The following is a 19732-nucleotide window of genomic DNA, read 5'->3' on the forward strand; positions in this document are numbered from 1 at the left end:
TCATTTCTCGTTTCCTGCACCCTTAACGCTCAAGGCAAGGATCGCGATCCCGCCCAGCGTTGAAAAGAGGAAGTTCCAGCCTGCCAGCGATATGCCAAACAGGCTCCACGGAGCGACATCGCACCGCACCAGAGGCGCAGCGGAAGGGTTCATCACATCCACCGCACTGCCGATAGTGGCGCAGCCGGTAATGCCTTCCCACCAGTCATATTCGACACCTGCGTGGAAACCGCCAATCAGCCCGGATGTGAGGATCGCAAGACCGGCCAGCGCCGTCCAGACGCGTGCGGGCGCCAGAAACGCGGAGAAAATCCCGGCGGCCAGACCGGCGAAATGCGGATAGCGTTGCCACCAGCACATTTCACACGGAAACAGCCCGAAACCGTATTCGGAGATATACGCTCCGCCCAGCAATCCCGCAGGGATTGCAATGGCGAGCAGCCGTGCCTGCTTCACACCTGTCATGGCGCGTTATCTAGGGTGCTTAACGCCGCAGCGCCACCGAACTTTTCGTCGTTCGGCGCAACGTTTCCAGCGCGTAATGCAACTGGAAGTCTTCAATGCCCTGCTCTTCAAGCTGCTCCGAGGTCAATTTGAAGCGCGGATCGTCGATCTTGTCGACCTCCAGCTCTTCATCCTTGATACCCAGTTCGTTGATCAGATGACCGCGCAGATCGCTTTCGCGGGTCTGGTATTTCTCGCGCAGGGCCAGATCGGGATCGGACAGCTGAGGCACGGCGATATCAGGCTTGATCCCGCCTTCCTGCACCGAATTGCCTTTCGGTGTGAAGTAGCGAGCCGTCGTCAGTTTGAGTGCGGCATCGCGCCCCAGCGGCAGCAGCGATTGCACGCTGCCTTTGCCAAAGCTGCGTTCGCCCATCACCAGCGCGCGGCGATGATCCTGCAGCGCGCCTGCGACGATTTCGGATGCGGAGGCGGAGCCGGCATCAATCAGTACGATGACCGGCACACCTTCGGCCATGTCGCCGCGAAATACGGTTTCCGCATCATACAGCAATGTTTCACCGCGGGCACGCCCGCGCTGCGAGACGATCCGCCCTTCGTCGAGGAACAGATCGGACAGCGCCACCGCTTCATCAAGGCTGCCGCCCGGATTGGAGCGAAGGTCCAGCACAAGGCCGCTGACCCGGCCTGTCGCCTCTTCCCGGATCTCGTTCCATGCGCGATATACATCCGCGCCAACATCGGCGGAAAATTCATTGACGGTGATGATGCCGACATTGCCGGATGCAAGCTCATGCGTCACCGGCTCAAGCTCAATCACGCCGCGGGTCACGGTGACATCGAACGGCTCATCGCGGCCGGGGCGGAAAATGGTCAGGTCAATCGAAGTGCCCGCCTTGCCGCGCATCTGCGCCACAGCGTCGTCCAGATCGCCGCCATAGATCAGTTCGCCGTTGAGGTGCGTGATGAAATCGCCCGACTTGATCCCCTGCTTGTCTGCCGGGCTGCCGTTGAACGGCGAAATGACCTTCACCGCGCCATCTTCCATCACCACGGAAAGCCCAAGGCCGGAATAATTGCCGTCGATCATCGTTTCGAGGCGCTGCAGATCGCTGCCGTCGAGATAACCCGAATGCGGATCGAGTGCAGTCAGCATCCCGTCGATCATGCCGCGCGTCAGCACTTCGTCATCCACCGGCTCCACATAGCTGGTCTTGATCCGCTGATAGACCGCAAACACCTTCGAAAACTCAGGATCGCCGCGCGCATCGCCTTGGGCAACGACAGTGGTTGTTGTGGCGAGGACCGCGCCGGTGGCGATAAGTGCGGTGTTGCGCAGCAATGCAGCGAGTTTCATGGGCGTGTGGGCTCCTTTTCAGATAAAGGTGTATATCAGCCCCGTGCTGAATGCCAGATAACAGTCGCGGCTTTCGCAAAGCGTCCCGGCACGGGGCAAACCAAGCGGGAAATGTCACGACAAGGGTGCAGTGAACGCGCCCCGCTTTCAAATTAGCCGAGGAATTGTAAGGGGTTTACCGGATCGCCGTCCCGCCGCAACTCCAGCGTGACGGGCGCATCACCCGCTCCCGCAGCGCCCATCGGACTGCCGCCGATAACACTGTCGCCCACTGCAACCGTGATCCGTTCCATCCCGGTGACAAGGCTCGTCCAACCGCCTGCATGTTCGATAATGACGATTCGGCCATAACCCCGATAGGGTCCGGCAAACGCAATGCGGCCCGATGCCGGGGCGACAATTTGCGCGCCGCGTTCGGGCGCCAGCGTTAGGCCGCTGCTGCGCAATCCGCTCTCGCGCTCTTCGCCAAATCCGGCAATCGTGCGCCCCTGAACCGGAAGCTGGAAATCACGCGGGGGCGCAGCGGCCGCTGTAGGCGACGCTGCTGGCACCGGAGCGGGCGCGGGCTGCGCGCTTTCACTGAAATCGGCAGGACGCAGCACCGGGCCAGGCAGAGCCGCTAGTTCCCGCCGCAAGGACGCCGCGCGGTCGATCCGCCCCATCAGACCGTTGAGATCGCGGGCTTCTTCGGCCAGTGCGAGCGAGCGTTCCGCCTCCCGCCCGGCCGTGCTCCGCGCATTGCGAGAGGCCAGCCGCTGGCGCGTTTCAAGGCTTGTGAGTTCCTGACGGCGCGATTGCAGGACCGTTTCGTTTTCGCGCAGCGCAGCAAGCGCAGCAGATGCCGCCTCCTCCAGCCTGCGCACCTCTTGCAGTTCGCCTCGAAGGGCCGAAGTGCGCTCACGTATCTGGGGGATCGTGCTGTCCAGAACGGCGCGCACATAGACCAAATCTTTGAGCGATCCGGGTTGCAGCGCAGACAGCGCGAGGGGACGGCGGGCCGTTGTCTGGAGCGCGCCCGTCAATCGCACGAGTGGCTCCTGCCGCTCGGCAAGGCGGGATGCAATCGCCGCGCGGTCCGACCGGGCGAGGGAATAGCGCGCCTTCGTCACCGCGATTTCAGCTTCGGCCTGCTGGATTTTTGCCGCGATCGCCGCTGCTTCGCGCGCGGTTTTCTCGGCTGCCTCGCCGGCTGCCTCTGCCTCGCGGGAGAGTCGCTGGGCGCGTGCTTCTGCCAGCCGCCCTTGCCGCGTCGCACGCTCCAATTGTGCCTGCGCCTCGGCAGGATCGAGCATTCCGGGATCGCGCTGCGCGATTGTGTGCGGCGCAAAGGCAGCGATTGCCGCAAACGCGGCGGCAGCAGAGCACAAGAGAACAGCGGAGCTTTTCACAATGTCACCCTGCCCGATGATAGGGATGGCCTGCAAGAATGCTGGCCGCACGGTAAAGCTGCTCCATCAGCATTGCGCGCGCCAGCAGGTGCGGCCACGTCGCGCGGCCAAAGGCCAACAACAGGTCGGCAGCATCGCGCTCCGCTGAAGAATGGCCATCGGCAGCGCCCAGCACAAACCGGGTTTCGCGAATGCCGTCATCGCGCCAGTTCCCGAGAGTGCGGGCAAATTTCTCGGACGACAGCGTCTTGCCCCGCTCATCGAGCAGCACTGTCTTGAAAGGGGTTTGCGGGTCGGGGATGCGCCCGCCGGTTTCTGGCAGCTCGGTCAGTTTCACCGGCCAGGTCAGCCGTTTTTCATAGCGCGCAACCAGCTCCGCCTCGGGAGAGCGGGCAATTTTACCGCGGGCGATGACATGCAGGAGCATTACCAGTTGAGCCTTTTCTTTGCGCGCACCAATAGGATGCGCAAAGAAACTACGCCCGGCCCTGCTGCGCCTCGCCGCCTTCGAACGACCACATGCGCTCAAGATTGTAGAAGCTGCGCACTTCGGGACGGAACAGGTGCACGACGACATCGCCGGCATCGATCAAAACCCAGTCAGCCTGCGGCAAACCTTCGAGGCGAACGGGGCCGTGACCGGCCTGCTTCACCTTTTCGGCAAGTTTCTGCGCCATCGAGGCAACCTGACGCGTCGACCGGCCGCTCGCAATCACCATGTGATCCGCGATCGAGCTTTTGCCCTCGAGCGGGATTGAAACGATGTCCTGCGCCTGATCATCGTCAAGCTGCTGCATCACCAGTTCGTGCAGTTCGTGTTTGCTCATGTCAGCTGCAGCCATGGACTGCGCTGCCGAAGCGATTTTCGATGCGCCGCCAGTTGCGGACGCGGATTGTGCCTGTGTCATAGGCCAGTTCAAGTCTCCAATTTATTGGAATAAAATGGGCATCGACATGCCATTTGGCAAGGAAAGTCATAACAGCGCCGTAGCAGCGCCTCATGAATCCCCGCTTGGATGGATTTGGCGGAACGTTAAACGGTCCCGCATCCCGGCGCCCTCAAATCGAGAGGCCCAGTTCGCATCGCCGCGGCGGATTGCCGTGGCAGAGCGTGGATCGGGATCGAAACGCATGAACACCAGTGCCGGTGCGCTCCATTGCCCCTTAGAACGAAAGCTGGCGGCAGACACGGTATGACGCCTGAGCCAGGCCGTGGCGGGGCTCGCCACGGCATCTGCGTTATAGCCCGGCCGCGCGATCACCGCAATCGGCATTGTCCGGGCAATTCGCCGCCAGTCTTTCCAGCGGTGGAATTCAACGAGATTGTCCGACCCCATCAGCCACACAAATTCACGCTTGGGATATCGCCGTTTCAGCGCGGCGAGCGTATCCACGGTGTAGCGCGTGCCCAGCTGCTGCTCTATCACTGTCGGCACGATCGGCGCGCGTTTCGCCTGCTCACGCGCAGAGGCGAGCCGCGCGGCGAGCGGGGCCATGCCGGCTTTCGGCTTCAGCGGATTGCCGGGCGAGACAAGCCACCACGCCTCGTCCAGCCCCAATGCATCAATGGCAAAGCGCGTGATGCGGCGATGGCCGCCATGTGCGGGATTGAAGCTGCCGCCGAGAAGGCCGGTTCTTTTCAGGAAATCTCTCCGTATCAGGGACGGGTCTGGCCGGTGCCCCGCACAAGCCATTTGTACGTCGTCAGCCCTTCGAGTGCGACCGGCCCGCGCGCATGAAGCCGTCCGGTAGCGATCCCGATTTCCGCGCCAAGGCCGAATTCGCCTCCATCGGCAAATTGCGATGACGCGTTGTGCATCACGATGGCGCTGTCGACCCGGCTCAGAAATGCCTCGGCAATGGCATCGTCATCGGTCACGATCACATCGGTGTGGGATGAAGAATGGCGGGCAATATGGGCGAGCGCATCGTCCAGCCCGCCAACGATCGCCGCCGACACAACCGCATCGAGATATTCGGTATCCCAGTCATTGGCGCTGGCTGGCGTCACTCTGTCATCTAGCCTGGCGACAGCCGCGTCTCCGCGCACCGCGCAGCCTGCATCGATCAGCGCGGCAATCACAGCTTCTGGCCGAGGGAAAGCGGCATCGATCAGCAGTGTCTCCATCGCACCGCAAATACCCGGACGGCGCAATTTGGCGTTGATCGCGATATCGCGCGCCATTGCGGGGTTGGCGGCGCGATGCACATAGGTGTGATTGATCCCGTCAAGATGGGCGAGTACCGGCACGCGCGCATCCGTCTGTACCCGCTCCACGAGGCTCTTGCCGCCGCGCGGAACGATCATGTCGATCAGACCTGCCGCCGTCAGCATTGCACCAACAGCCGCGCGATCCTGCGTAGGCACGATTTGCACCGCATCGCCGGGCAATCCTCCCTGTTCAAGCCCGGCGCGAAAAGCCGAGAGGATCGCGTGATTGGAATGCACTGCTTCGCTGCCGCCGCGCAGCAGCGCCGCATTGCCCGCACGCACGCACAATGCGGCGGCATCGGCGGTCACGTTGGGGCGGCTTTCGTAGATAATCCCGATCAGCCCGATCGGCACGCGGACCCGCGACAGGGCAAGGCCATTGGGCCGTTCATCGCTGGAGATAATTTCGCCAACGGGATCGGGCAGGTTTGCAACCGCCTCTATCCCTGCTGCAACCCCCTCTAGGCGCGCTTCGTCCAGCATCAGACGGTCGATCAGTGCGCCGGAAAGGCCGCGTTCCCGGCCCGCCCCGACATCCTTCGCATTTGCTGCAAGAATTGCGGAGCTATCCGCGCGGAGCCGTTTTGCCGCGAGTATCAGCGCCGCCGCGCGCGCTTCGCTGCTCGTTTCACGCAGGATGCGCTGTGCCGCGCGGCCCGCTTTCGCAAGATCGGCAATCAGTTGGACCGGATTTTCGGCGCTGGAGGCGGCAAGTGCAGTCATTACACCATCCATGCGCCAGAATTGATCACGCGATCAACTCACTTTGCGCGATCTGGACCACTGCACCGCTGGAATCTCACGAATTGGCGGCCGCAAACGCCATATGAATGCCTTGGTTCCAACAATTTAATGTCCTTTTTCGCCGTCTTGAACGGCTCGCCGCGATTTCGCATCGGTTCGCCGTTCACGTTAACACTCTGATTCGACCGATGCCGAATCGGTTGGTAGCCCCACGGACGGATCGCAAAACAAAACCTTTACGGGGTCGCATTGTCAGATAAAAAAACTTCCCGGCAAATGGGGGAACGGCTTCGTGAGTGGTTTCCGGATCGCGAGTTCTTCATGCGCTCGCAGGGCCACGTTCGTTTCATCAAAATCTCATCTAAACTGCAGGTTGCAGGCGTCAGCGGCGTCGCCGCATTCGCGCTCGTCTGGGGCAGTTCGCTGGGCGTCATGGCCTGGAACAAGTATCAGGCCGAAGCCGACCTCGCCTCGTTTCAGGATGAAAAAGTCCGCGTTGCCGATTCGCAGGAGCGGCTGAAAGCGTATGGCGGCGACCTGGACCGCGTGGTCGAAGACCTCGGCAGCCGGCAGGAATTCCTCGAAGAAATGGCGCGCATGCTGCCCGAGGATATTCGCGACACCGACACAAACGTGACCGATTCGACCACAGAAGCGGCAGAAACCATCGAGAAAGTCGGTGAATTCATTCCGCAGGCGATGGGCCTTGCCCAGATCGAGGCCCGCCAGCTGGCGCTGGTAGAGCGCCTCACCCGGTTCGCCGATGCGCGGGCACTGCGCGCAGAGGCAGCGATGCGCAAGCTCGACCTCGATCCCAAGGCAATGGCCCGCAATGTAGAGCGTCAGGGCGGCATCGGTGGTCCGTTGGAAATGCTGGCGACGTCAGCTGACGGTTCGATTGACCCGCGTTTTGAACGGCTTGGCCTCAGCCTTGCGCGGATGAATGCGCTGGAGCGCGCACTTGACGGAATCCCGCAGGTTGTTCCGGCCAGCATCGAAAAGATCACCTCCAGTTTCGGATATCGCCGCGACCCCTTCACCAGCCGGGGCGCGATGCATAATGGCATCGATTTTAAGGGCGCGCACGGCTCTCCGATCTTCGCAGCAGCCAAAGGCGTGGTCACTTTTTCCGGTCGCAAGGGCGGCTACGGAAAAACAGTAGAGGTTCGCCATGAAAATGGCATGATGACCCGTTATGCCCATATGTCCCGGCTAGATGTTCAGCCGGGCAAAGTTGTGGATGCGGGCGACACGCTAGGCGGTCTGGGTAGCACTGGCCGTTCGACAGGGCCGCACCTGCACTTTGAAGTTCGTATCGATAACCGCGCAATTAACCCGCGCCCATTCCTGGAGACCGCACCCGATGTTCTCAAAGAAGTCCGCGGAACCGGTTCCGTCCGCCCCAACCCAACGACCAGCGAGTAAACCTATGGCATCCGGCAACAGCTCAACTTTCTCCGTAATTGGTCCCGATATTACGATCAAAGGCGATATTGGCGCGTCCGCTGATCTGCATGTCGATGGATCGATTGAAGGCGACATCAAATGTGCCTCGCTCGTCCAAGGGGAAAGCAGTCATGTCAGTGGCGGGATCACCGCTGAAACCGCGCGGCTTGCCGGTCACGTCACCGGATCAATCACCGCAAAAGAGCTGGTAATCCTGAAAAGCGCCAAGATCGAAGGCGACGTGCATTACGATGCACTGACCATCGAACAGGGTGCACAGGTCGATGGCCGCTTTGCCCCGAATGCGCGGCGTCAGGCAAAGAACGTGACATCCACGCCAAATGCAAAGGACGCCTCTGGCGATCAGGCCCAGCTGCACATCGCCACATAAGGCGCTGACACAGAAACAAAAAAGCCGCGGCCTCAAATTGGGATCGCGGCTTTTTTGTGCCTGCCGAAATGGCCGCAATCAGCGGGCGTGACTAAAGCACCTCGGCCCGCAACGCCTTGCGATCCAGCTTTCCAATGATCGTTTTGGGAAGGTCTTCGCGGATCACCACCTTGTCCACCCGCTCATGTTTTCCGACCCGGTCATTCAGCCAGCCCCTCAAGGCATCGGCACCGATATCCGCGTCTTCTTCCAGCACAACAAAAGCGCGCGGAGCCTCTCCGCGGTAATTATCGGGGACACCGATCACCAGAACTTCTTTGACCTGGCTGTGTTCAAGAATGACGTCCTCGACCTGGCTGGGGAACACTTTGAACCCGCCCACCGCGATCATGTCTTTGATCCGGTCAACGATTTCCAGAAACCCGTCTTCGTCCATTGTCGCGACATCGCCAGTGCGCAGATATTGCTTTCCATTGCGCGATACGAAAACTTCGGCCTGCGTTTCGGGGCGGTTCCAATAACCGCGCATGATTTGCGGCCCGTGGATCGCCAGTTCGCCGGGCTCTCCTTCCGGGGCAAGTTTGGTCGGGTCTTCCTTGTCCAGCAGCACGATTTCGGTACGAGCGACCAGCTGGCCAATCGTGCCTTTCTTACGCGTGCCTTCGTAAGGATTGACCGACACCACGCCTGAGCTTTCGGTAAGGCCGTATCCCTCGACCACGCGCACGCCGGTTACCTCTTCAAACCTTGTATGGACCGGCGCAGGCATAGGCGCGCCGCCGGAAATACAGACTTTCAGCGTCGATAGATCGGTCTTGGCGAGATCCGGGTGATCGAGCAACGCCTGAAACATGGTTGGAACGCCGGGAAAACCGGTCGCGCCGTATTTCTCGATGGTTTTCAGCACCTGCTTCGCTTCGAACCGCGGGACCATCGCAATAGACCCCCCGCTGGCGACCGCATGATTGAGCAGCGCGGTGTTGGCAAAGACATGGAAGAACGGCAGCGCGCCCATGAACACTTCATCGCGCGGATTCTCAAACGGATTGATCGCGGCAACCTGCTGCGCGTTCATGACCAGCTGGCTGTGGCCAAGCATTGCGCCTTTTGGCCGGCCGGTCGTGCCGCCGGTATATTGCAGCAGCGCGAGGTCTTCACTTGCGTCGATTGTGATCGAAGGCGGCGCCTTGTCCGGCGTGCAGTCTTTCCATGCAAGAACGCTGGTTGAATAATCGACATATGCGATCTGGCTGCGTTTCAGCAGTTTGAGCGCGGTGCCCTTTACCCATGGCAACATGTCCGAAAGCCGGCCAACGACCAGCGTTTCAAGGTCCGAGCTACCCAGCACTTTTGACGCTGTTTCATAAAGCTCCGGCACGTCGAGCGTGACGAGCGTGCGTGTGCCGCTGTCGGCGACCTGCCATGCCAGTTCCTCGACCGAATAGAGCGGCGAGAAGTTTACCACCACCGCGCCCGCCATCATCGCGCCGTAATAGGCCGAAGCATAGATCGGGACATTGGGGAGGAACAGGCCAACGCGGTCGCCTTTGGCAATACCCATGTCCGCCAGCCCGGCGGCAAAACGCTGCGCCTCTGCATGCATTTCGCCATAGCTGTAGGTGCGGCCGAGGAAATGCAGGAACGGTGCGGAGGGATCGAATTCGGTGGTGTGCGCCAGCATTTCGGGCAGGCTCATCAGCTCGAAATCGGCGTCCCATTTGCCGGGATGGTGGTAAGAGGCTTTGTTTACATTCATGTCAGCAGTCTTGGGAGATCAACTGCGCAACCGCAAGCAATACTGCTCCTTAGCGGCCTAAAATCGCAGATGAATTGCCGGGGTGGCCCGCTCACGAAAAAGGGGCGGTTTGCGCCGCCCCTTTTCCATTCAGTTTTATGCCTGCTGTTTGCGTCAGCCAGCGTTTTCGTCTGTCTCATCGTCCGTGGCAGGCTCTTCGGCCACTGCGCCATCGTCAATTTCGCTGGGAGCCGGAGTCGAAGCGGCAAATGCTTCGTTCGGTTCGACCGCAACGCCGTTCTCTTCGGCTTCACGCTTGGCCGCGAGCCATGCTTCGGCTTCGGCTTCCTGTGCGGCCTGCGCTGCGGCTTTGACGTTAGCTTCGCGTTCGGCCTGAAGCTCTTCGATCAGCTTGTCCTTGTCGGAACGCTGGTCTGCGCCTTCGACCGGTACAGCCTCTTCCTCGGTGATGCCTGCACGCTTTGCCGCTTTCGCCACGACCGCATCCAGCTCGCGCTGCGAACAAAGGCCGAGCGTTACGGGGTCTTTCGGCTGGATATTCTGGATGTTCCAGTGCGAGCGTTCGCGAATCGCGCCGATTGTGTTGCGCGTCGTGCCGATCAGCTTTGAAATCTGCGCATCAGAAACTTCCGGATGGCTGCGCAGGACCCACGCAATACCGTCCGGCTTGTCCTGACGTTTGGACACCGGTGTGTAACGCGGGCCTTTTGTCCGGGTCACTTCGACCGGAGCCTTGTGCATTTTGAGCGAGTATTCCTCGTCCGCCTGACCCTTCTCAATTTCTTCGAGCGTCAGTTCACCGGCATGGACGGGATCGCGCCCGGTGTATTTGCTGCCCGCCAGGTCATCCGCCATCGCCTGCACTTCCAGCAGGTGAAGGCCGCAGAATTCTGCGATCTGTTCAAACGAGAGACCGGTGTGATCGACCAGCCATGTGGCAGTCGCATGCGGCATCAGCGGAGTGGGCTGCGTTTTGGCCTGAGCCATGGTTTTCTCCGTAAAAATATAAAGGGCCGCCCCTTGCGGAGCGGCCGTTGCCCCATCGCAGATAGGCGATAGGCGGCGGTTCGGCAAGCGAAAGCCTCAGCCGCTTATATCACACCTTCGCAGATCGGGCTTGTAAAAGGCGTTTCGCCTCTACCGATCAGAATGCGGGCTGCGCCATCAGCGACTGGCATTCATCTTCGCGCAGGGCGACCAGCGCGGTGAGAAACTGGTCCGTTGCCGTCTGCCAGCTGTATCGCGCGGCATGGTCCACACAGTCTGCGCTGCTGCAATAGCGCGCTGCATCAATGGCGCGCGGGAGGTCGTGTGACATTGCCCCCACATCGTCCGAGAGGATATCGACAGGACCGGGCACCGGAAACGCGGCGACCGGCGTTCCGCAGGCGAGCGCCTCTATCATGACAAGGCCGAACGTGTCGGTTTTGCTGGGAAAGACAAACACATCTGCGCCAGCATAGCACCCAGCAAGGTTCGCGCCCGTTCGCTTGCCCATGAAAAGGGCTTCGGGGAATCGGGTGGCCAGCTCTGCGCGCGCAGGTCCGTCACCCACCACAACCTTTGTGCCGGGGTACTCGCAGCGCAGGAATGCCTCGATATTCTTCTCCACCGCGACCCGGCCGACATACAGCAGGATCGGCCCCTCAATCCCGGCATATTCGGCGGGCGGCGGAGCGGCAGGCGAAAAGCTCGCAAGATCGACGCCGCGGCCCCAATGACTGAGGTTGGTCAGGCCTTCGCCGCGCAATTGGTCACGGATCGTATCGGTCGCCACCATGATGCGCTGGGCGGGACGGTGGAACCAGCGGATATAAGGCCAGAAAACGCGTGCCGGAAGACGGGTGCGGCGGGCGAGGTAATCGGGAAACTGCGTGTGATAAGCGGTGGTGAAGGGCACGCCGCGCTTCAGGCAATAACGCCGCGCGGCAAGGCCCAGCGGACCTTCCGTGGCGATATGGATGGCGTCAGGCGCGATGCTGGCCAGCTTTCGTCCGACCGTACCCGGGAGCGTCAGGGCGAGGCGGATTTCGGGATAGCTCGGCGCGGGGATGGAACGGTATTGGTCGGGCGATAAGACCGTGACGTCGTGGCCCCGCCCGCGCAATATCCCGCAGGTGGTCGACAGGGTGCGCACCACGCCATTGGTTTGCGGGAACCACGCATCGGTCACGATTGCGATCGAATGCGGAGAGGCGGAGCGTCCCATTTCAGGCAGGATCGAGCGGTGCTGGTTCATGCAGCCACCGGTTCCTCTACAGTATTCTGCGCAGCCTCTCGTTCTACCCGGGCGGCGATTACATCGGGCCAGTTGAGAATTTCCATGCGCCCGTCATGGTGTTCGACCAAAGCGTTGCAGCCCTCGACCCAGTCACCATCGTTCCAGTATTCGATGTTGCGGCCATTGTGCCGGAACACGCGCTGTTCTGCGGTGTGGATGTGGCCGCAAACAACCCCGTCGACCCCGCGCTCCCCAGCGGCTTTGGCAACGATCTCTTCATAGCGAGAGATGAACTGTGCGGCGTTTTTCACCTTGTGCTTGGCCGCTTTGGATAGCGACCAATATGGCAAGCCGAACGTCTTTCGCACCGCGTTGACGGCATAGTTCAGCTTCATCACGGCGTGATAGGCACCGTCCCCGACAAAGGCGAGCCAGCGGTGCGACAGCATGACAGCATCGAATTCATCGCCATGCAGCACCATCAATCGCCGTCCGTCGGCGGTGTCGTGGAAGGCGGCGCGGCGGATTTCGACCCCGCCGAAATTCATGCCGGTAAACTGGCGAAACATTTCGTCATGATTGCCTGGGATATAAACAATGCGCGTGCCGCGTTTCGCGCGCTTCATAATGCGCCAGACGATGTCGTTGTGCGCAGGCGGCCAGAAGAATTTTTTCTTTAACCGCCAACCGTCGATGATGTCGCCGACCAGATACATCGTTTCGCTGTCGGTATGATCGAGGAAGTCGATCAGCATTTCGGCATTGCAGCCTTTCGTGCCAAGATGGACGTCGCTGATCCAGATAGTGCGATATCGGCGGCGCGCCCCGTCTGTTTCACCGTATTCAGGCGTAGCCGGCTCGGTAAGCGGAAAGGTCGAAACGTTGCCGAATTCGGCCCAGAGTTCAGGCTCGTTTTCGGGCTGGTCGCTTGGCATAAAGTCAGTCACGGGCATTCCCCTGATGGCTGGTTTCCCGGCCAAGCCATGACAGCCCAATGTTACAGGGGATTCACAGCCGCGTGACGGTTTCGCGGCAAATCGCGCGTTTGTGACGGCAAGATTTCAGAGAACTGCAGCCGGTCCCGGCAGCGGCTCAAGCCATCGCAATGAAGCGTTCAAGGTTTTGCACCCGCTCGATCCAGTGCCGGATCGCCGGAAAACTCTCCAAATCAAAACCGCCCTCATCCGCCACGTGGGTATAGGCAAACAGCACGATATCGGCGATCGAGGCGCTCGGCGCATCTCCGCCTGCAAACCAGTCATGCCTGACCAGATGGTTCTCCATCGCTGTGAGTGCATCCTGCCCGGCAATCTGTTTGGGCATCATCTGGCCGCGCTGCTGATCGCTCAAATTTTCCATGCCGACGAATCGGCACCAGAACCGCAGCGTCGCGATATTCGGTTCGTGGCTGTATTGTTCAAAGAACATCCAGCGCAGCATCTGCGCCCGGTCAAACTTATCGGCGGGGACCAGATGCGACCCCTCGGCCAGATACCAGCACGCGGCATTGCTTTCGGGCAGATACCGGTCCCCGAGCTGGAGTACGGGTATGCGGCCCTGCGAGTTGACGTGCGCGCGAAAAGCATCGGTTCGCGTTTCGCCTTTCAAGATATCGTATTGCCGCGTCTTCAGATCGAGGCCGAGCAGCGCCGCCGTCAGCTTTATCTTGTAGCAATTGCCGCTGCGGGGGTCTTCGTGAAGGATCAGAGGCGCGGCCAATTCAGGCAACCTCAAGCACGATCTTGCCGATATGCTCCCCTGCCTCCATCCGTGCATGGGCGGCGGCAGCCTCGGCCAGCGGGAACGTTTCGTCCATAATCGGTGCGAGCTCTCCCGAGGTAAACAGCGGCCAGGCGTTTGCTGCAATCTCATCCGCCAGCGCCGCCTTGAATGCGTCGGATCGCGGTCGCAGCGTCGATCCGGTCAGCGTCAATCGGCGCATCATCACCATCGGCATGAACAGTTCCGCCTTGGCCCCGCCCAGCACCGCGATGGTCACATGGCGGCCATCTTCGGCAAGGCATTGGAGGTTGCGCGGCACATAATCGCCTGAAACCATGTCGAGCACGATATTCACGCCGTCCCCGCCGGTGTAATCCTTGACCGCTGCAACAAAGTCCTCCTCGCGGTAGTTGATGGCCAGATCAGCGCCCACTTTACGCGCCGCTTCGCACTTTGCCTCGTCACCGCAGGTCACAATGACCTCGATATCGAATGCCTTGGCCAGCATGATCGTCATGGTGCCAATGCCCGACGTGCCCCCATGCACCAGCAACCGCTCACCATCACGTGCGCAGCCGCGCTCAAACACATTGTGCCAGACGGTAAACAGCGTTTCGGGAAGGGCGGCTGCAGATTTAAGGTCCATATCGCCGGGCACGGGCAGGCAATGCTGCCACGGCGCGGTGCAATATTCGGCATATCCGCCGCCCGGCGTCAGCGCAGCCACGCGCTGACCGATCATTTCGGCAGGCACGTTTGCGCCCACCGCCGCAACTTCCCCCGCAACCTCCAGACCCAAAACAGGCGATGCCCCCGGCGGCGCGGGATAATGCCCGGCGCGCTGGATGCAATCGGGCCGGTTGACCCCGGCAAAGGCGACCCTGATCAGGACATCATCCGCCCCCGGCGAAGGCACGGCGGCTGTTTCCGGCACAAGCACCTCTGGCCCGCCTGGCTGGGCAAAACCGATTGTGTTCATCGTTTCCGGCATGACCTGGCGATGGTTCACTGCCTGCTGTTCTTCCATGGAAATTTTATGTTCCCCCAAACTGACGCAATTTGGTGTCGCAATTACAGGCCAGACGCATTGACAGCAAGCCGGTTGACTTGCGATGTTGATTGCAATGGATGAACCCGATCTTCCCCGCCAGAAAGGCGATGCGGCCAGCAGGCTCGCCGGTGAAGATCTCGGCCCGTATTCTCAGGCTGAACTGGATGACCGGATCGCTTTGCTGGAAGCGGAAATACACCGTGTGCGGTCACACCGGGACAAGGCATCCGCCCATCGCGCCGCCGCCGATGCGTTATTCGGCGGGAAATCCGAATGAGGCAGCGGCGCGTATCTTTATCAGATTCGCAATTAGAGCCTTCCGTCCCATATATGGTAAAACCCGCCTTTACCGTATCATTTAGCGCCCTTCCCCCACCACTCTGCTAGAGACCACGACATGCCAAGTTTTGCCCAGAACCTAGAACGGACCCTCCACAACGCGCTCGGCAATGCGTCTGAGCGCCGGCACGAATATGCCACGCTGGAGCACCTTTTGCTCGCGCTCATCGATGATGAGGATGCCGCGCAGGTGATGGCTGCATGCGGAGTGGATCTGGCCGAGCTTAGCGAGGTGGTGAAGCAATATCTCGATCAGGAATACCAGTCGCTCAAAACCGAAGATGACGCCGATCCGCAGCCAACCGCCGGTTTTCAGCGGGTTATCCAGCGCGCGATCCTGCATGTCCAATCCTCTGGCAAGGATACGGTCACGGGCGCAAATGTGCTGGTGGCGCTGTTCTCCGAACGCGACAGCTATGCCGTCTATTTCCTTCAGCAGCAGGATATGAGCCGCCTGGATGCGGTCAGCTATATCAGCCACGGCATCGGCAAGGGCGGCCGCCAGATCGAATCGAAACAGCCGACCGGCAGCGAAGACACCGCCGGAGAGCCTGCCGAAGCGACGAAAGAGGGCGGCTCTAAGAAAGAAACCGCGCTCGACCAGTTTACCGTAAACCTCAACAAACGGGCAGAGGACGGCAAGATCGACCCGCTGATCGGCCGCGGTCCCGAAGTGGATCGTACCGTCCAGATCCTGTGCCGCCGTAGCAAGAACAACCCGCTCTACGTGGGCGATCCCGGCGTTGGCAAAACCGCGATTGCCGAAGGTTTGGCGCGCAAGATCGTGGAAGGGGACGTGCCCGACGTTCTCGAAGAAGCGGTCATCTACTCGCTCGACATGGGCGCATTGCTGGCCGGAACCCGGTATCGCGGCGATTTTGAAGAGCGTCTGAAGCAGGTTGTCTCCGAACTGGAAGGGATGCCGCACGCGGTGCTCTTCATCGACGAGATTCACACTGTAATCGGTGCAGGCGCGACCAGCGGCGGGGCGATGGATGCCTCAAACCTGCTGAAACCAGCGCTGTCAGGCGGCACGATCCGCTGCATCGGTTCGACCACCTACAAGGAATTCCGCAACCACTTCGAAAAAGACCGCGCGCTGCTGCGCCGGTTCCAGAAAATCGACGTGAATGAACCCACCATCGAAGACACCGTGAAAATCCTCAAAGGGCTGCGCAGCGCCTTTGAAGAGCATCACAACGTCAAATACACCCCCGATGCGCTGAAAACCGCGGTCGAACTGTCCGCGCGTTATATCAATGACCGCAAATTGCCCGACAAGGCGATCGACGTGATCGACGAGGTTGGCGCGATGCAGATGCTGGTTCCGCCCAGCCGCCGCAAGAAAAAGATCACCGCCAAGGAAATCGAGCAGGTCATTGCGACCATGGCCCGCATCCCGCCGAAATCGGTGAGCAAGGATGACAAGAAAGCTCTCGAAAACCTCGACCGCGATCTGAAACACGTCGTCTTTGGCCAAGATGAAGCGATCACCCGCCTCGCGACCGCCATGAAGCTATCGCGCGCCGGCCTGCGCGACCCGGACAAGCCCATCGGTTCGTTCCTGTTCTCTGGTCCCACCGGCGTTGGTAAAACCGAAGTCGCGCGCCAGCTTTCCAGCATCATGGGTATCGAGCTTAAGCGGTTCGACATGTCCGAATATATGGAGCGCCACAGCGTTTCGCGCCTAATCGGTGCGCCTCCAGGCTATGTTGGTTACGATCAGGGCGGGCTTTTAACCGATGCGGTTGATCAGAATCCGCATTGTGTTCTGCTGCTCGACGAGATTGAGAAAGCCCACCCGGACCTGTTCAACATCCTGCTTCAGGTGATGGATAATGGCCGTCTCACCGATCACCACGGCAAAACGGTCGATTTCCGCAATGTCGTGCTGATCATGACGACCAATGCCGGTGCGTCCGACATGGCGCGCAGCGGCATCGGATTTGGCGATGTGTCGAAAGAGGATGCCGGGACCGAGGCCGTGAACAAGATGTTCACCCCCGAATTCCGCAACCGTCTCGATGCGATTGTGCCGTTTGCCTATCTTGGCAGGGACACTGTCGCCCGCGTGGTCGACAAGTTCATCCTTGAGCTCGAACTCCAGCTCGCCGACCAGAACGTCCACATCCAGTTCGACAGCGATGCCCGAGATTGGCTTGCCGAAAAAGGTTATGACAAGCTGTACGGCGCACGGCCGATGGGCCGCCTTATCCAGGACAAGATCAAGCAGCCGCTGGCCGAGGAATTGCTGTTCGGCAAACTGGCCGACGGCGGCGAGGTCCATGTCACGGTCAAGGACGGCAAACCCAGCTTTGAACTGGCCCCGGCCCCGCCTAAAACCAAACCAAAGCGGAAACCCCCGGCAAAGAAAAAGCCTGCTGCGAAAAAAGCTCCGCCTGAAAAAAGCAGCGATTCCAACCCCGAAGCGTCCGGTAGCTCTGCCGGTAGCGACAAGGAGAGCTGATTCGTCCGGTGTTCGCGCCGCGGCTGCTCTGGCCTTTTAAAACCCGATGTGATTGATTGGCCTCCAAAGCAATTTGGGGGCCAATCATGTCTATACGCACACTTCCTTTTTTCGCGGGAGCGATCGCCACAGGAGCGCTCGTCTTTGCCCTACCGGCACTCGCAGACGATCATGTAGCCGATGATGATGGCGCGCCGAGCCCGTATTTTACCGGAGCCGACCTGTTCGGGCTGAGCGTTGCGGCAGACCCGCAAATCAGCCCCGATGGATCGCAAATTGCCTATGTCAGGCGGACCAACGACATCATGACCGACCGCGCGGCCGGATCGATCTGGCTGATCGACGTATCGAGCGGAGAGGAAACCCCGCTCGTCACCGGAGAGGGGGCACATGCCAGCCCGCGCTGGTCGCCCGATGGCAAACGGCTCGCTTATATTTCAACCGAAAGCGGCGGCGGAGCGGAGCTTCACGTGCGCTGGATGGATAGCGGAGCCAGCGCCAACATCACCGCCCTGCCCGAAAGTCCCGGCGGCATTTCTTGGTCACCGGACGGATCGCAAATCGCCTTTACCGCCCGCATTCCAGGCAAACCACTTGTCCTAGGCAGCCCGCCGCCAAAGCCGGAGGGCGCAGAATGGGGCGCGCCAATCCAGGTCATCGACCGGGTCACCTACCGCAATGATGGCGGCGGATATGTGAAGCCGGGCACGGTACAGCTGTTCGTCGTCGACGCCCGCGGAGGCGCACCGCGCCAGCTGACTTACGGCGAATACGACAATGGCGGCGCGGTCGAATGGTCGCCCGATGGCGGCACGTTGTATTACGCGGCGAACCGGAATGAGGATTGGGAGCTGGAACCGCTCGCTGCGGACATCTACGCGCTTGATCTGGCGAGCGGCAGTGTCACGGCATTGACCACTCGCACAGGGCCGGATTTTGGCGCGCAGGTTTCGCCGGATGGCTCGCAAATCGCCTATCTAGGCTTTAACGATGTCGGTAACGCCTTCGACCAGACCAATCTGTATGTGATGAACGCCGATGGCACCGGCTCGCGTCAGCTTGCCACATCGCTTGATCGCGGATTTGACGGGCTTGAATGGACCGATGCGGGCCTGTTTGCCAGTTACGAAGATGATGGCGAGCACCGGGTCGCGCGCATTTCGATGAATGGCTCGGTCACTCCGCTCTCCCCGCGCTTGGGCTCCACCTATTACGCCCTGCCGTATACCGGCGGCGAATGGTCGGTGAGCGAAGGCGGCACGCTGGCCTTCACCACCGCCAGCAGCACCAGCCCACCAGATATCGGCGTCACCACGCGGCGGGGCACCCGCACCCTCACGGCGCTGAACGCGGTTAAGTTCAGCGGCAAACGGCTTGGCCAGACGCAGGAATTGTCCGCAACCGCCCCGGACGGCACAATTATCCCGGCGTGGATCATGCTCCCGCCCGATTACGTCCCCGGCACGCCGGTCCCCACAATTCTTGAAATGCATGGCGGCCCCTACGCTGCCTATGGCCCGGAATTCTCCGCCGATTACCAGCTTTACGGCGCGGCGGGTTATGCGGTCGTCTTCGCCAATCCCGGCGGTTCAACCGGATACGGAGAAGCCTTTGCCGACCGGATCGAGGACAATTATCCGATCAGCAATTTCGATGAGCTGATGGCGGTCGTCGATGCCGCTATCGCGCAGGGCTTTGCCGATCCCAATGATCTGTATGTTACGGGCGGCTCCGGCGGCGGTGTGCTTACCAGCTGGCTGGTCGGCAAGACGGACCGGTTCAAGGCAGCGGCCACGCACAAGCCTGTTATCAACTGGGTCAGCCAGTCGCTGATGGCTGATGGCCTGGCGTTTTTCGGACGGTACTGGATGGGCGGCCAGCCGTGGGAGCGTCCGGAGCATTACTGGGAACGCTCACCGCTTAGCCTGATCGGCAATGTCACCACACCGACGCTGGTGCTGGTCGGCGCGGATGATTACCGCACACCGCGCAGCGAGGCAGAGCAATATTACGGCGCCCTGAAACTTGCAGGCGTGGACACCGCTTTGGTCATCACCCCGGATTCCAGCCACAACAACCTGTCGCAAACGCCCAGCCAGCAGGCTGCGCGCACGGCCAGCGTAATCGCGTGGTTTGACAAGTATCGCAAAGGCGAAGACGCCGAGTGACCTGA

Annotated in this window: 18 protein-coding genes; 5 read left to right on the plus strand and 13 right to left on the minus strand. The window is 60.7% G+C overall.

Features of this window, described 5'->3' with window-relative positions; translation table 11 throughout:
• The 7 genes from ACGHU1_RS05900 to ACGHU1_RS05930 form a co-directional block, all read right to left on the minus strand.
• Positions 1–465 (minus strand): disulfide bond formation protein B, encoded by a 465-nt coding sequence (locus ACGHU1_RS05900; RefSeq protein ID WP_390584509.1) that lies wholly within the window; start codon positions 463–465, stop codon positions 1–3.
• A gap of 19 nt (positions 466–484) precedes the next feature.
• The gene (locus ACGHU1_RS05905) at positions 485–1822 is read right to left on the minus strand and encodes a S41 family peptidase (RefSeq protein ID WP_390584511.1); all 1338 of its coding nucleotides are present in this window, start codon (positions 1820–1822) and stop codon (positions 485–487) included.
• A gap of 152 nt (positions 1823–1974) precedes the next feature.
• Entirely contained in the window at positions 1975–3261 is a 1287-nt protein-coding gene (locus tag ACGHU1_RS05910; protein WP_390584513.1) for a murein hydrolase activator EnvC family protein, read from the minus strand.
• Positions 3215–3637, minus strand: a complete 423-nt coding sequence (locus ACGHU1_RS05915) for a 23S rRNA (pseudouridine(1915)-N(3))-methyltransferase RlmH (RefSeq protein WP_390584514.1) — start codon at positions 3635–3637, stop codon at positions 3215–3217. The genes ACGHU1_RS05910 and ACGHU1_RS05915 overlap by 47 nt, the downstream gene beginning before the upstream one ends.
• Before the next feature lie 49 nt (positions 3638–3686).
• A complete protein-coding gene (gene rsfS, locus ACGHU1_RS05920; RefSeq protein ID WP_390584516.1) occupies positions 3687–4052 on the minus strand; it encodes a ribosome silencing factor in 366 nt (121 codons plus the stop codon).
• Between the two features lie 156 nt (positions 4053–4208).
• Positions 4209–4904, minus strand: a complete 696-nt coding sequence (locus ACGHU1_RS05925; RefSeq protein ID WP_390584519.1) for a nicotinate-nucleotide adenylyltransferase — start codon at positions 4902–4904, stop codon at positions 4209–4211.
• The gene (locus tag ACGHU1_RS05930; RefSeq protein WP_390584522.1) at positions 4868–6145 is read right to left on the minus strand and encodes a glutamate-5-semialdehyde dehydrogenase; all 1278 of its coding nucleotides are present in this window, start codon (positions 6143–6145) and stop codon (positions 4868–4870) included. The genes ACGHU1_RS05925 and ACGHU1_RS05930 overlap by 37 nt, the downstream gene beginning before the upstream one ends.
• A gap of 270 nt (positions 6146–6415) precedes the next feature.
• On the opposite strand from ACGHU1_RS05930, the gene ACGHU1_RS05935 reads away from it, so the two are divergent.
• On the plus strand, positions 6416–7591 hold the full coding sequence (locus ACGHU1_RS05935; protein WP_390584524.1) for a peptidoglycan DD-metalloendopeptidase family protein: 1176 nt from the start codon (positions 6416–6418) through the stop codon (positions 7589–7591).
• A 4-nt stretch (positions 7592–7595) separates the two neighbouring features.
• Positions 7596–8003 carry a polymer-forming cytoskeletal protein gene (locus ACGHU1_RS05940; RefSeq protein WP_390584527.1) on the plus strand — a complete coding sequence of 136 codons (408 nt, stop codon included), beginning with the start codon at positions 7596–7598 and terminating at the stop codon, positions 8001–8003.
• A gap of 91 nt (positions 8004–8094) precedes the next feature.
• On the opposite strand, the gene ACGHU1_RS05945 is transcribed toward ACGHU1_RS05940, so the two are convergent.
• From ACGHU1_RS05945 to ACGHU1_RS05970, 6 genes are all read right to left on the minus strand, one after another.
• On the minus strand, positions 8095–9759 hold the full coding sequence (locus ACGHU1_RS05945; RefSeq protein ID WP_390584530.1) for a long-chain fatty acid--CoA ligase: 1665 nt from the start codon (positions 9757–9759) through the stop codon (positions 8095–8097).
• 153 nt (positions 9760–9912) lie between these two features.
• On the minus strand, positions 9913–10746 hold the full coding sequence (locus tag ACGHU1_RS05950) for a cell cycle transcriptional regulator TrcR (protein WP_390584533.1): 834 nt from the start codon (positions 10744–10746) through the stop codon (positions 9913–9915).
• Positions 10747–10903: 157 nt separating this feature from the next.
• A complete protein-coding gene (locus ACGHU1_RS05955; protein WP_390584536.1) occupies positions 10904–11998 on the minus strand; it encodes a glycosyltransferase family 4 protein in 1095 nt (364 codons plus the stop codon).
• Complete coding sequence (locus ACGHU1_RS05960; protein ID WP_390584825.1) at positions 11995–12915, minus strand: UDP-2,3-diacylglucosamine diphosphatase; 921 nt, start codon at positions 12913–12915, stop codon at positions 11995–11997. The genes ACGHU1_RS05955 and ACGHU1_RS05960 overlap by 4 nt, the downstream gene beginning before the upstream one ends.
• 157 nt (positions 12916–13072) lie before the next feature.
• Positions 13073–13699, minus strand: a complete 627-nt coding sequence (locus ACGHU1_RS05965; RefSeq protein ID WP_390584539.1) for a glutathione S-transferase family protein — start codon at positions 13697–13699, stop codon at positions 13073–13075.
• 1 nt (position 13700) lies between these two features.
• Positions 13701–14729, minus strand: a complete 1029-nt coding sequence (locus ACGHU1_RS05970; RefSeq protein WP_390584542.1) for an NAD(P)H-quinone oxidoreductase — start codon at positions 14727–14729, stop codon at positions 13701–13703.
• 97 nt (positions 14730–14826) lie between these two features.
• Between ACGHU1_RS05970 and ACGHU1_RS05975 the strand changes: the two genes are divergently transcribed.
• The 3 genes from ACGHU1_RS05975 to ACGHU1_RS05985 all read left to right on the plus strand — a co-directional run bounded on the left by ACGHU1_RS05975 (position 14827) and on the right by ACGHU1_RS05985 (position 19727).
• Positions 14827–15030, plus strand: coding sequence for a DUF1192 family protein (locus ACGHU1_RS05975; RefSeq protein ID WP_390584544.1), 204 nt, complete (start codon positions 14827–14829; stop codon positions 15028–15030).
• A 120-nt stretch (positions 15031–15150) separates the two neighbouring features.
• A complete protein-coding gene (gene clpA / locus ACGHU1_RS05980; RefSeq protein WP_390584547.1) occupies positions 15151–17559 on the plus strand; it encodes an ATP-dependent Clp protease ATP-binding subunit ClpA in 2409 nt (802 codons plus the stop codon).
• 86 nt (positions 17560–17645) lie between these two features.
• Positions 17646–19727 carry a S9 family peptidase gene (locus tag ACGHU1_RS05985; protein WP_390584550.1) on the plus strand — a complete coding sequence of 694 codons (2082 nt, stop codon included), beginning with the start codon at positions 17646–17648 and terminating at the stop codon, positions 19725–19727.
• The last annotated feature ends 5 nt before the right edge of the window (positions 19728–19732 follow it).

It is taken from the genome of Erythrobacter sp. MTPC3 (assembly GCF_042854385.1).
Lineage (GTDB): Bacteria > Pseudomonadota > Alphaproteobacteria > Sphingomonadales > Sphingomonadaceae > Erythrobacter.